Source organism: Exiguobacterium sp. ERU653 (assembly GCF_018617775.1).
Lineage (GTDB): Bacteria > Bacillota > Bacilli > Exiguobacteriales > Exiguobacteriaceae > Exiguobacterium > Exiguobacterium marinum.
The window spans coordinates 1,114,836-1,128,712 of record NZ_JACSKV010000001.1 but is presented as its reverse complement, the minus strand read 5'-3'; the positions used below and the strand labels follow the sequence as shown (position 1 = coordinate 1,128,712).

13 protein-coding genes are annotated in these 13,877 nt (G+C 45.8%); 12 read left to right on the top strand and 1 reads right to left on the bottom strand.

Annotated features, from left to right (window positions below):
- Positions 1-121 precede the first annotated feature (121 nt).
- The 8 genes from citZ to coaE all read left to right on the top strand — a co-directional run bounded on the left by citZ (position 122) and on the right by coaE (position 10,449).
- The gene (gene citZ / locus KNO95_RS05835; protein WP_214701788.1) at positions 122-1,234 is read left to right on the top strand and encodes a citrate synthase; all 1,113 of its coding nucleotides are present in this window, start codon (positions 122-124) and stop codon (positions 1,232-1,234) included.
- 99 nt (positions 1,235-1,333) lie between these two features.
- Entirely contained in the window at positions 1,334-2,602 is a 1,269-nt protein-coding gene (icd, locus tag KNO95_RS05830) for an NADP-dependent isocitrate dehydrogenase (RefSeq protein ID WP_026825609.1), read from the top strand.
- Between the two features lie 34 nt (positions 2,603-2,636).
- Entirely contained in the window at positions 2,637-3,569 is a 933-nt protein-coding gene (gene mdh, locus KNO95_RS05825) for a malate dehydrogenase (RefSeq protein WP_214878459.1), read from the top strand.
- A gap of 184 nt (positions 3,570-3,753) precedes the next feature.
- Positions 3,754-4,455: a response regulator transcription factor gene (locus KNO95_RS05820; RefSeq protein WP_026825611.1), complete on the top strand. Its 702-nt coding sequence runs from the start codon at positions 3,754-3,756 to the stop codon at positions 4,453-4,455.
- Positions 4,452-6,179, top strand: coding sequence for a two-component system histidine kinase PnpS (gene pnpS, locus KNO95_RS05815; RefSeq protein ID WP_026825612.1), 1,728 nt, complete (start codon positions 4,452-4,454; stop codon positions 6,177-6,179). The genes KNO95_RS05820 and pnpS overlap by 4 nt, the downstream gene beginning before the upstream one ends.
- A 207-nt stretch (positions 6,180-6,386) precedes the next feature.
- On the top strand, positions 6,387-8,981 hold the full coding sequence (gene polA / locus KNO95_RS05810; RefSeq protein ID WP_214797940.1) for a DNA polymerase I: 2,595 nt from the start codon (positions 6,387-6,389) through the stop codon (positions 8,979-8,981).
- Between the two features lie 21 nt (positions 8,982-9,002).
- Entirely contained in the window at positions 9,003-9,830 is an 828-nt protein-coding gene (gene mutM, locus KNO95_RS05805) for a DNA-formamidopyrimidine glycosylase (RefSeq protein WP_026825614.1), read from the top strand.
- Between the two features lie 13 nt (positions 9,831-9,843).
- Positions 9,844-10,449, top strand: coding sequence for a dephospho-CoA kinase (gene coaE, locus KNO95_RS05800; protein ID WP_214701791.1), 606 nt, complete (start codon positions 9,844-9,846; stop codon positions 10,447-10,449).
- A gap of 148 nt (positions 10,450-10,597) precedes the next feature.
- Here the strand turns inward: coaE and KNO95_RS05795 are convergent, their stop codons facing one another.
- Positions 10,598-11,080: a site-2 protease family protein gene (locus KNO95_RS05795; protein WP_026825616.1), complete on the bottom strand. Its 483-nt coding sequence runs from the start codon at positions 11,078-11,080 to the stop codon at positions 10,598-10,600.
- A 157-nt stretch (positions 11,081-11,237) separates the two neighbouring features.
- On the opposite strand from KNO95_RS05795, the gene KNO95_RS05790 reads away from it, so the two are divergent.
- The 4 genes from KNO95_RS05790 to nrdR all read left to right on the top strand — a co-directional run bounded on the left by KNO95_RS05790 (position 11,238) and on the right by nrdR (position 13,851).
- Entirely contained in the window at positions 11,238-12,269 is a 1,032-nt protein-coding gene (locus tag KNO95_RS05790) for a glyceraldehyde-3-phosphate dehydrogenase (protein WP_214701792.1), read from the top strand.
- Positions 12,270-12,500: 231 nt separating this feature from the next.
- Positions 12,501-12,887 (top strand): adenosylmethionine decarboxylase, encoded by a 387-nt coding sequence (gene speD / locus KNO95_RS05785; RefSeq protein WP_026825618.1) that lies wholly within the window; start codon positions 12,501-12,503, stop codon positions 12,885-12,887.
- Positions 12,888-12,999: 112 nt separating this feature from the next.
- Entirely contained in the window at positions 13,000-13,371 is a 372-nt protein-coding gene (locus KNO95_RS05780; RefSeq protein ID WP_214701793.1) for a hypothetical protein, read from the top strand.
- 12 nt (positions 13,372-13,383) lie between these two features.
- Entirely contained in the window at positions 13,384-13,851 is a 468-nt protein-coding gene (gene nrdR / locus KNO95_RS05775) for a transcriptional regulator NrdR (protein WP_012726705.1), read from the top strand.
- Positions 13,852-13,877 lie beyond the last annotated feature (26 nt).

The window sequence follows — 13,877 nt, the reverse complement described above, 5'->3', positions numbered from 1 at the left end:
GGACAGGGTAAACGGAGACTGGGCGAATGAAGGGGAAAGGCCCATCCCGTATCCTTATTCCCTACAAACAGACTGTTTTTACGGTCGATCACTTTTAAACAAGACTGAGGGGGAGTTATGAATGTCAACGACAAAAGGGTTAGAAGGTATTGTGGCAGCAGCCTCAAAAGTCAGCTCAATTATTGACGGTCAATTGACTTATGGAGGATACACCATTGATGATTTAGCGGACCACGCCACATTTGAAGAAGTAGTTTTCTTATTGTGGAACAACCGCTTACCAAATGCAGAGGAATTGACAGCGCTATCAGAATCGCTTGTAAAAGAAGCGACATTACCTGAAGAGGTGATTGATACGTTAAAACGTGCACCGAAATCAGCCAATGCGATGGCGACGATTCGTACAGCACTCTCACAACTCGCTCTATATGATGAAGAATCTGAAGACATGAGTGACGAGGCGAACATGCGTAAAGCGATTCGTCTGCAAGCTCAAGTTGCGACAATCGTGACAGCTTTCGCTCGTCTTCGTAAAGGGGAACAACCGGTTGCCCCCAAACAAGGTCTTTCTTATGCGGGTAACTTCTTGTATATGCTAAACGGGGAAGAGCCGAACGAAGTAGCAGAAAAAACGATTGATAAGGCACTCATTTTACATGCAGACCATGAATTGAACGCCTCGACATTCACAGCACGCGTTTGTGTGGCGACACTATCAGACATGTACTCTGGCGTCACGGCGGCGATGGGAGCACTCAAAGGACCACTTCACGGTGGGGCGAACGAAGCAGTTATGAAAATGCTTCACGAGATTGACTCGGTTGATCGAGTTGAAGAATATGTTCGTGGTAAATTCGAGCGCAAAGAAAAAATCATGGGCTTCGGTCACCGTGTTTATAAGGACGGCGACCCGCGCGCGAAGCATTTGAAAGAAATGAGTCGCCAATTGACTGCTCAAATCGGCGAACCGAAATGGTATGAGATGTCTGAGAAAATCGATCATCTCGTCGAAACAGAAAAAGGATTGAAACCGAATGTCGATTTCTATTCAGCTTCGACGTATTATGCGCTCGGTCTTGAAGAAGATTTATTCACACCAATCTTCGCTGTATCTCGTATGTCTGGATGGATCGCACATATCCTTGAGCAATACGCGGACAACCGTTTGATTCGTCCACGTGCGGAATATGTCGGTGAAACGAGCCGTAAATATGTTCCTGTGAACGAACGTTAATTCGGGACACATTTTAGACAAAAGTTTGGTAAACTAACAAGTGACGTAGGTCGGCGCACGCGTCGACCTACAGTAATGTACTTAGGGGGATTCATTATGTTGACACAAGGACAAAAGATTACAGTTGAAAACGGTGTATTGAACGTACCAAACGTACCGACCGTACCATTTATTATCGGTGACGGCACGGGCCCTGACATTTGGAATGCGGCTGTTCGTGTATTTGACGCTGCAGTTGAAAAAGCATACGGCGGCGACAAGAAAATCGAATGGATGGAAGTATACGCTGGTGAGAAAGCATATAACGAAAAAGGCGAATGGCTTCCGACAGAGACACTCGATCAAATCCGCGAGTACTTGATTGCGATCAAAGGACCACTCACGACACCAGTCGGTGGTGGGATTCGGTCATTGAACGTTGCGCTTCGTCAAGAACTTGACTTGTATACTTGCCTTCGTCCAGTTCGTTACTTCACAGGTGTACCATCACCAGTAAAACGTCCTGAAGATACAGACATGGTCATCTTCCGTGAGAACACAGAAGATATTTACGCGGGAATCGAATACGCTTCAGGAAGCGATGAAGTGAAAAAGCTCATCAACTTCTTGCAAGATGAGATGAACGTCAATAAAATTCGTTTCCCAGAGACATCAGGGATTGGCATCAAGCCGGTTTCTTCTGAAGGAACAGAACGTTTAGTCCGTGCTGCAATCGAGTATGCGATTGCGAACGACCGTAAATCCGTTACACTCGTTCACAAAGGGAACATCATGAAGTTCACAGAAGGCGCATTTAAAAACTGGGGCTATGCTCTTGCTGAAGCGGAGTACGGCGACAAAGTCTTCACATGGGCACAATACGACCGCATTAAAGAAGAGTCTGGTGAAGCGGCTGCGAACGAAGCACAATCAAAAGCAGAAGCTGAAGGGAAAATCATCGTCAAAGATTCAATCGCTGATATCTTCCTTCAACAAATCTTGACACGACCACGTGAGTTCGATGTCGTTGCGACGATGAACTTGAATGGTGACTACATTTCAGATGCCCTTGCTGCACAAGTGGGTGGAATCGGGATTGCACCTGGTGCGAATATCAACTACATCACAGGACATGCAATCTTCGAAGCGACACATGGTACGGCTCCGAAATATGCAGGTCTTGATAAAGTAAACCCATCGTCAGTCATCCTTTCTGGTGAGATGATGCTCCGTCATATGAACTGGAACGAGGCGGCTGATCTCATCACCCGTTCGATGGAGAAAACAATTGCTTCGAAAGTCGTCACGTATGATTTTGCTCGTCTCATGGACGGAGCGACAGAAGTGAAGTGTTCTGAGTTCGCTGATGAATTAATCAAAAACATGTAAGTCATTCGAAAGAGTCAATTGAGGGGGAGAGCTCATGATTCGTCGTAACAAAATTTCTGTAATTGGAAGTGGCTTCACCGGTGCTACTACTGCACTGTACTTGGCTCAGCGCGAGCTAGGGAATGTCGTTCTGCTCGATATGGAAGAAAAAGTTGGATCGACGAAAGGAAAAGCGCTCGACATGCAAGAAACGGCTCCGATTCAAGGGTTTGATGCTTGGGTCACAGGGACATCAGATTACGCCGATACGGCCGATTCAGACGTGGTCGTGATTACTGCAGGGATTGCCCGCAAACCAGGGATGAGCCGGGACGACCTCGTCGCAACGAACGCAAACGTCATGCGCTCGGTTGTGAAAGAGATTGCCATCCATTCTCCAGAAGCCATTCTGATTGTTCTGACCAATCCCGTCGATGCGATGACGTATGCTGCGTTTAAAGAGTCGGGGTTCCCGAAAGAACGTGTCATCGGACAATCTGGGGTTCTGGATACGGCTCGTTTCCGTACATTTGTAGCACAAGAGTTAAACGTATCCGTCAAAGATGTATCGGGGTTCGTTCTCGGAGGACATGGGGACGATATGGTTCCTCTTGTACGCTACTCATACGCTGGGGGAATCCCGCTCGAAAAACTCATCTCAGATGAACGAATCGAGCAAATTGTGGAGCGAACGCGCAAAGGCGGTGGCGAGATCGTCCAACTATTGGGGGATGGCTCGGCGTATTATGCGCCAGCTGCTGCTATCGTGGAGATGGTCGAAGCGATTGTGAAAGATCAGCGTCGGATTTTACCTGCCATAGCATACCTTGAAGGGGAGTACGGATTCAATGACTTGTATCTTGGTGTCCCGACGATTCTTGGTAAACATGGAATTGAGCAAGTGCTTGAGCTCGAATTGACAGATGAAGAAAAAGCAGCACTTTCGAAGTCTGCTGACTCTGTCCGCTCGGTATTAGGCGTCTTATAAGAGGAAGATGCTTCCTGCAAATATGCAGGAAGCATTTTTTTTTGCGTTTTGTATCTTGTAGGGCATGCTACACTGAAAGTGGATTTGTTTTGTTTTTGTAAAGATTTGCTTTGAGGTTGGTCGTATCAAGGTTTGATTTGTAAAATAGAGAGTGACATTTGATGGATCAAGAGGAGGAAGAAGTGTGGCTGATAAAGTAATTGTTGTCGACGATGAAGTATCAATCGCGACGTTATTAAAATTTAATTTAGAACAAGCTGGCTTTGAAGTAGAAACGGCACATGATGGAAAAACCGGGTTGGAACTGGCTGAAAAAAAGGACGCCGTGCTCATTGTGCTCGATTTGATGCTCCCAGAAATGGACGGACTTGAAGTTTGCAAGCGACTTCGACAACAAAAAGTCAATACACCGATTTTGATGCTGACGGCAAAGGACGATGAATTTGATAAAGTCCTCGGTCTTGAGCTTGGCGCAGACGATTATTTAACAAAACCGTTTAGCCCACGTGAAGTGGTCGCCCGTGTCAAAGCGATTTTACGACGTTCAGGCCCACAAGAGGCGGTTGTTGAAGAGGATGTCATCCAAATCGGTGACGTTAAAATCGTAGCTTCAAACTACGAAGTGTTCAAACAAGGAGAACGACTCGAATTGACGCCGAAAGAGTTTGAACTGTTAGCCTATCTGGCAAAAAACAAGGGTCGTGTGCTGACACGGGACCAATTACTATCGGCCATTTGGAATTATGACTTTGTCGGTGACACGCGGATCGTCGACGTCCATATTAGTCACCTTCGTGAAAAAATTGAACCAGTGACCAAGAAACCAACCTACATTAAAACGATTCGCGGACTCGGGTATAAGATGGAGGAGCCGATTTCGGAATGAAGACGTATCGTTCTAGATTCATGACGACACTTATTCTGCTCGTCACGGGCGTCCTTCTTATGCTCGGCATCGTGCTCGGACAACTGTTCAAAGACTTCTATTTAGATTCCGAACGAGACCGATTGAAAGAGGACGCTCAGCTAGCAGCCCTTTATCTAGAAGACGGAGAACTGGATGAAATACGTGAGTATGTCGGTCAAATCGATGATGGGAGTAGTTTTGATATTTTACTCCTTAACAGCAGGATGGAAGTAATTGCAGGAACACCGTTTCGTGTCGGTACAATCGATTATCAAATTGATCCGAATTTAGTACCGGATGACGGAACATTTGGTGAGGCGGATGAAGATGCATTGATTCAATTCACGAAACCGATTGATCTCGCTACAGGTGATACCGTATACCTGACATTTATCCGTTATGTGTCTGACCTAGAAGGGGTATATGATCGGATTTGGTTGACGATTGCGCTCGCGCTCGTCTTCTCGTTCTTCATCATCTTGTTCGTCCTACAGCATTTGACGAACCAATTCATTCGACCGATTGACGAGGCGACCATCGTCTTACGAGAGTTAGCGGATGGGAATTATCGCGCTCGTGTGTATGAACTGCGAAATGATGAGGAGACTGGCAGTCTGGCAGGTTCCATTAACGTCCTTGCCCGAAGTTTAGAGTCTATCTCCCTTGGAGAATCGGTTCAACGGGCGAGACTTGAGTCGCTCATCGAATATATGGGAGCGGGGCTTCTTCTAGTTGACGAACGCGGCATCGTCACATTAGTCAACCGATCGTATCGGGAGATGTTCCAATACGATGATTTATCAATTGGACAATTTTATCATGGGATATTGCCGAGTCCTGATGTCGAATCGCTCATTGAGGATGTCTATCTGACAGAAGAGGTTAACCGTCGTCAATTGTCGATTCGAACAGGTTTCAATCAGAAAACGTATATGGTGTCCGCTGCACCGATATTCAGTGACACAGGGATGCTTCGCGGGACAACGTTACTATTCAACGACATCACAGAGCTAAAGCGGCTCGAGAAGATGCGGAAAGATTTTGTGGCGAACGTCAGTCATGAACTGAAGACACCCCTTACGTCCATTCGTGGATTTAGCGAAACGCTTCTTGACGGGGCTAAAGAAGTACCTGAACTTCGTGACCAGTTCTTAGACATCATTCAAAAAGAAGCGACGCGAATGCAGATGCTTGTCGAAGATCTCCTTGAACTTTCGAGATTGGAGCGAGATGATTTCCAAATGGAGCTGGTGTCCGTCGATTTGAATCAACTCGTCGACGAAGTGTGTCTCCTACTCAGTCAAAAGGCGAACAAGAAGTCGATTCATCTAGAGACACAACACAATGGAGAAGTTGTATTGCAGGCTGATTTGAACCGAATGAAACAAGTGATCATGAATTTGGTCGCCAACGCGATCAACTATTCACCGGAAGGAAGTCGCGTTGAGATTTCTGTAGAGGCGAATCCGGATTCATACAAACTTCGAGTGCGAGACAACGGAATCGGAATTGCCGAAAAAGAAGTGAGTCGAATCTTTGAGCGCTTCTATCGTGTCGATAAGGCGAGAAGTCGCAACTCCGGTGGAACCGGGCTCGGGCTTGCCATCGTGAAGCACATCATCGATTTGCATCATGCGACCATCGATGTCGATAGCGTTGAGGGCAAAGGAACGACGTTCACCATCACGTTTCCGCGGGTTTAACGATTCCTTTATCGTTCATTCATATTTACTTTACAAAACCTTGCTATTCTATGAGTGAGACCTCTTCATCATCTCGTGACTCGATCGGTGCTCATCTCCACATGGTCGAGAATTTGGCCCTTTTCTATTCGTAGAAAAGGGCCTTTTTTTTCGAACGCATGTACCCGTATGGTATGATGGACGAAGAGAAGAATGGAGGTCGATTGGATGAATAAACTACTAATCCTGGATGGGAATTCCTTAACATATCGTGCATTTTTCGCACTGCCTCCGATGTCGGACGCGTCGGGTCGGAATACGAATGCGGTGTATGGCTTTACGATGATGTTGTTAAAATTGATGGAGGACGAACAACCTACGCATTTCGCTGTTGCGTTCGATGCGTCGAAAAAGACGTTTCGTCATGATACGTTTGCTGAGTATAAAGGTGGACGTCAAAAAACTCCTGGAGAATTACGAGAACAGTTCCCGCTCGTACGTGACGTCTGTCGCGCGTTCGGCATCTCTGTCCTTGAGCTTGAACAATATGAGGCGGATGATATCATCGGGACACTCTCGAAAGATACATCATTTGATCAAGTGACGATTGTGACGGGAGATAAAGATTTACTACAGCTCATCAATGAGCGAGTGACCGTTTATTTGACGAAGCGGGGCATCACGGATGTCGAGAAAATGAACGAGGCGGCTTTCCAAGAGCGATATGAAGGTCTACAGCCGATTCAGATGATTGACTTGAAAGGATTAATGGGCGATAAGTCCGATAATATTCCCGGTATTCCAGGTGTTGGGGAGAAGACGGCGTTGAAGTTGATTTCAACGTATGGCACGGTCGAAGCCCTTTACGAACATACGGATGAGCTAAAAGGGAAACAAAAAGAAAAAGTTGAGGCGAACGAGCGAGAAGCAAAAATGTCAAAACAGTTGGCAACGATTTATACGGACGTTCCATTGAATGTGTCTGTAGACGATCTCGTCTTTAAATCGTATGACGCTTCCGTCGTGAAGCCTTTATTCATGGAACTCCAATTCAAATCGTTAATCGGAAAACTGTCGGACAGCGCTACAGAAGAAACGGTCGAAAAAGAAGCGCGGCCGACAATCGACCTTTCTGAACAAGATTTGTCTCGAGCGGTCCTGTTTCTTGAGCAACTGCACGATGATTATTTCGAAGAAGAAATTGTCGGGGTGGCGATTGCATCAGAACGTGGGGTGACGATTGGTGACGTGACTTTGTTACAAGAAGAGCCGGTCAAGGAATGGATTGAAGATGAATCTAGGGCGACGGTTTGTCTCGATTCCAAACAGACAATCATTCAGTTGAAACGTCAACAGCTATCGCTTCAAGGGTACGAGGATTTACTCGTTGCCGGATACTTACTAAATCTATCTGGTGGAACGTCACTTAGTTCGATCGCTTCTCATTTCGCCTATCATCTTGAAGAAGATGAAATGGTTTATGGGAAAGGTGCAAAAATTAAAGTTCCTGAGGAAGATGCGTTCCATTCACATCTCGCTGAAAAAGCACATGCGATTTATACGTTATTTGAACGTGTCCTCTCCGAGTTGAAGGATAATGAACAGACAGAACTGTATGAGGCACTCGAAAAACCGCTCGTGTCTGTTTTAGCAGAAATGGAATGGGCAGGCATACATGTTAATATCGAAACGCTTCAACATATGGAGGCGGACCTTCGAGAACGTCTTAGTACGCTTGAGGTGACGATTCATGAGTTGGCCGGAGAACCATTCAACATCAATTCACCAAAGCAACTAGGGGTCATCTTGTTCGAAAAATTAGCGCTTCCTCCCGTGAAAAAAACGAAGACGGGATACTCGACAGCGGCTGATGTGCTTGAAAAGTTAGCGCCGCTCCACCCGATCATCGAGAAAATCATGCATTATCGAGAACTTGGTAAATTGCAGTCGACCTATGTCGAGGGATTACAGAAAGTCGTGAAGGAAGACGGCAAGATCCACACCCGATACACACAGACGTTGACGCAAACTGGACGACTCTCGTCGGTCAACCCGAATCTTCAAAACATCCCGATTCGATTAGAAGAAGGACGACGCATCCGCAAGGCGTTCACTGCAAGTGAACCAGACTGGGTACTCTATGCGGTCGATTATTCGCAAATCGAACTTCGCATCATGGCGCACATGTCTCAAGATGAAAAAATGATTGCGGCATTCTTACACGACGAGGACATCCATACATCGACGGCGGCGAACGTCTTTAAAGTCTCGAAAGAAGAAGTGACTTCGCTTATGCGTCGTCAGGCGAAAGCAGTTAACTTTGGAATCATTTATGGAATCAGTGATTATGGACTTTCGCAAAATCTTGGAATTACACGTAAAGAAGCACAAACGTTTATTGATACGTATTTCGAACAGTTCCCTGGTGTAAAGACATTCATGGATGCGGCTATTGAACGTGCTCGAGAACACGGATTTGTTGAAACGATGTTAAAACGCCGTCGAAACATACCGGATATTCACTCTCGTAATTTCAACTTGCGTGGATTTGCTGAACGTACTGCCATCAATACCCCGATTCAAGGAACGGCAGCCGATATTATCAAAAAAGCGATGATTGATGTCAATCATGCCCTCAAAACGTCGCACCTTCAGTCAAAACTATTGTTACAAGTACACGATGAATTGATTTTTGAGGGTCCTGCTGAAGAGATGGAAGCATTAGAAAAACTGGTGACCGAAGCGATGGAACATACGGTTACACTCGATGTACCATTACGCGCTGACGGTGCAGTAGGAGCCACTTGGTTCGATACGAAATAAGAGGATAGGAAGGTAGTAAGTATGCCAGAATTACCAGAGGTTGAAACAGTCTGTCGTCGACTGCGACCTGTCGTTTCAGGAAAGACGATTCAGGCTGTCGATGTGCTCGACTCTAAAATTATTCGTGGACTCGATGCAGAAGAGTGGGTTCACCACTTGGTTGGAGAGACCATTATGGATGTAGAAAGGCGAGGGAAATTCATCTTGTTTAAATTAACGAACGGGTACCTCGTCTCACATCTACGCATGGAGGGGAAATTCTTTCCGTACGAGACATTCACAGAACCGGTGAAACATACACATATCGTCATCACATTCACTGACCAATCTACCCTGCATTATAATGATGTACGTAAGTTTGGTACGATGGAGTTGCGGACAAACGAAACGATTCATACAACACCGCCACTTTCATTGCTTGCTTACGAGCCGTTTGACGAGCGTGTGACCGGAGAGGCACTACATCAGCGTTTAGGGCGGATGAAGTCCCGTGCCATCAAGACCGCCCTCCTCGATCAATCGATTTTTGTTGGATTGGGTAATATTTATGTAGACGAAACGTTATTTCGTGCTGGTATTCATCCGATACGAACGGCCGCGAGTCTATCAGGTGAAGAAGTAGAGCGTGTACGGGTAGAAGCGGTCGCCGTCCTAACAGAGGCAATCGAGCGTGGGGGAAGTACGATACGTAGTTATACGAACCCCGACGGTGTGACTGGAACGTTCCAAGAGAGGCTGTATGTATACGGGCGAGCCGGTGAGCCGTGTCGTCGTTGTGGTCATGAAATTGAAAAGATGAAACTAGGCGGGCGTGGTACGCATTTTTGTCCGAACTGTCAACAACGTTAAGGGGTGGGCGAATATGTTGAAAATTGGATTAACGGGTGGGATTGCAACCGGAAAGTCCACAGTGTCTCGATTGTTTCGAGAGCGAGGGATTCCGATTATCGATGCTGATTTGATTGCGAGAAAGGTCATTGAGCCTGAGGGAAAGGCAATCGAAGGTGTAAAGGCGGCATTCCCGAAATGTTTTGATGGTGATCTATTGAATCGCCCTGCATTAGGACGTGAAATCTTTCATGATGAAACGAAGCGTCAGCAATTAAACCAACTAATGCATCCTGCGATTCGCGAAGAGATGAAAGAACAGATGCGAACACACGAGACAGCCGGTGAACCGGTCGTCATTTTTGACATTCCCCTTTTATTCGAAGGAACAATGCTTGACCTCGTCGACTATTCGGTTGTCGTCTATTGTCGCGAAGAAATTCAATTGATGCGTCTCATGGAACGGAATGGGTTGACAAAAGAAGAGGCGCTCGCACGCATCCATTCGCAAATCCCGATTGAAGATAAAAAGCATCAGGCTGATTATCTTGTGAATAACAACGGGGCATTGGGGGAGTTACCTTCCCAAATTGACCGCTTAGTCGATCAATTTAAATCCATACAAAAAAAAGCCGAATGATTGAAGGCGCTGAAAAATCCTAAATGATTCTAAACAGAGGAGCGTCGTCCCAATCAGGGATGACGCTCCTCTGTATTCCTTGCTTTTTCTCTGTTCCTGTAAGGCAAGAGCAGAGGTTTTTCAGTGCCATCGAATGATCGCCTTTTTTTTAATTCAAAGGGTCGGATTCAGGCGATCCTTTTTTCCATGTATCATAAATCGCTCGGCCGTCACTTGGGTGACCACTTGAATAATAAATTGGATAGAGAGAGAAAAAGATATAGTAGAACGAGAAATAGGCGAATTGATACGTGTAAAGAGTAGGCTCGATTTCTTGTTGAAGAATAAATCCGTTTAAAATGAGAATGCTCGCCAAGTTGAAAATTGCGCCCCCACCGTAAACGAGAGAGCGAGTAACTTTATTGCTCCACTTCAAATCTGAAAACTGACACCATGCATCATAAAAGTAGACACGATTCACTTGTAGATGCCCTATTTTGAACAATTTTTTTCCGGTCCCGATTTGCATATCGAGAGTGCCTCCGAATAATCTTGCGAAGAAATAATGTCCTAACTCGTGAATCAACGTCACAATCGGTAAAATGATGAAGAACGAAATGAAAAATTTATCGATATCTCCCCAATCAAACATCACGACGCCTCCTTTCTCTTTTGCTTTACGAGAAGAAATTTCCCTCATTTTCAAAAAATAAACAAAGAAAAGTGAAAGAAATGTGACGATTCATAGTGAAAACGCTTACAAGTATCCGTTATAATGAAACCGTAATGTAGAAAAAGGGGGATCTAGCATGGGGACAAAAGTGGCGATTAATGGATTTGGTCGAATTGGGAGAATGGTATTTCGGAAATTGATGATCGAGGGGCGTCATGAAGTGGTGGCGATTAACGCAAGTTATCCGGCGGAAACACTCGCGCATCTCATCAAACATGATTCTATACATGGACCATTTGAATTGACCGTTCGCGCGCATGGGGATACGCTCGAAGTCGATGGGAAACGAATTGAACTGATTTCAGAACGCGATCCGTCATGTTTGCCTTGGGCGGACCTTGAAATCGATATCGTGGTTGAAGCGACAGGGAAGTTCAACTCTGATGTCGGAGCTAGACTTCATCTGGACGCAGGGGCAAAAAAAGTGATTTTGACTGCGCCGGGTAAAGGAGATTTGCGTACGATCGTGATGGGGGTCAATGATCGTGATTATCGTCCTGAAGAAGACCATATTATTTCAAACGCATCGTGTACGACGAACTGTCTCGGACCGGTCGTGAAAGTCTTGCATTCGACGTTCGGTATTGAGACGGGACTAATCACGACCGTACACGCCTATACGAATGACCAAAATAATATTGATAACCCGCATAAAGACTTACGGCGGGCGCGTGCTTGTGGTAGTTCGATTATCCCGACATCGACGGGAGCGGCGAAAGCGATTGGGCTCGTATTGCCCGAACTTCAAGGGAAATTGAACGGAATGGCGCTCCGTGTTCCGACTCCGAACGTATCACTCGTCGACTTGGTCGTGGAACTCCACCGAGATGTAACAATCGATGAAGTCAATAAAGCGTTCGAACGGGCAGCGTTCGGAGAAATGACGGGTATTTTAGGTGTTTCCCAAGAACCGCTCGTCTCCATCGACTTTAACGGGGACGACCGCTCATCGATTATCGACATGGATTCGACGATGGTCCTCGGAGGAAATCATGTCAAAGTACTCGCATGGTATGACAATGAATGGGGCTACTCATGCCGTGTCGTGGACTTATTAGACATGGTGGCTAGCTATCTACAAATTGGACAACGAGAAACACACGTATAAAAAATATTACGGACAAAAAAATATTTCTAATTTTTTTAATCAAATGTCTTGTAACGATGTCCTAAACACGTTACACTCAGTTTCGTGAACTTCAATTGGTCTGACAAACGCAACTTAAAGGGTTAGGACCTCTTAGGACTAACTTTCCCCCGTGGTTGTGGGCGATTCAGGCACAAAGTGAGTGATCATCAACTACTTTGAGACCATTGATGTAAAGGGGGATCCACTAATATGGATACTATGGGACGTCACATTATTACAGAACTTTGGGAGTGCAATCCCGACAAATTAAATGATATCGACTACATCGAGCGTTTGTTCGTCGATGCTGCTCTTCGTTCGGGCGCTGAAGTCCGCGAAGTCGCATTCCACAAATTTGCGCCGCACGGCGTGAGTGGGGTCGTCATCATTTCAGAATCACACTTAACGATTCACAGTTTCCCTGAACATGGGTACGCGTCAGTTGACGTGTTCACATGTGGAGATCGAATCGATCCGGCTACGGCATCGCAGTATATCGCCGAAGGCTTGGATGCAAAAGTACGTGAAGATGTTAAACTTGAACGTGGAATGGGACCAATTCGTGTTCCTGAAGCACAAGTTGCATTAACTAAATAATTCTGAAGAACCTTTTGAGGCTGGCCGTTTGACGGTCAGCCCTTTTAAATGTTTTGTTGTCGCCTTAATTTTGATATGCTTAACGTATATAACTCAAGCGTTGAGGTGAATTATGGGACTGTTAGATAAGTTACAAACACATATTGAAACGAAAGACACTCATAAAAACGAGTCATTGCAGACACGCTACTATGCGGCATCTCCGAATGCCATCATACAGTGGCTAGAAGAACTCATTCAATCAAAAGGTCAGTTGGTACGTCGAATCGATACGAACCGTGGAGAACTTTCATTCATCGGAGAAGGATGGGATGGACTCGTCACAATCGTACAAGTTGACGGCGGGCGTACAGCGGTTGACTTCACTCTGAATCGTGAACAGCGACTCGGTGTAGACCTTGCACAAATTGTAGCTCACTATTACGAGGCACTCTCACAGCAATTCCCGCTACGTGCTATAGGAAATAAAACTGTCGAACGATAAGGAGGCTTGAGCATGCGTTGTCCGAAATGTGATCACAATGGAACGAGAGTGCTCGATTCCCGACCGGTGCAAGACCATTATTCGATTCGACGTCGTCGTGAATGTGAAAAGTGCGGTTATCGGTTTACGACATTTGAGACAGTCGAACAGACACCTCTCATTATTGTAAAGAAAGATGGAAATCGTGAAGAGTTCAGTCGTGAAAAAGTACTCCGCGGCATCATTCGGGCGTGTGAAAAACGACCGGTTACCTTAGAACAACTTGAAGGAGTTGTGACAAAAGTAGAACAGCAACTTCGAGCCCTCGCGCAGTCGGAGATTCCGAGTGAGCAAGTGGGGGAGCTGGTGATGAATGAACTGGCGCGTGTAGATGAAGTCGCATATGTTCGATTTGCCTCAGTTTATCGCCAATTTAAAGACATCACGGTGTTCTTTAAAGAACTTGAAGATTTAATGAAGCAAGAAAATTCGACCAACTAAAGGGCGGCCTGCTGGTCGCCCTTTTT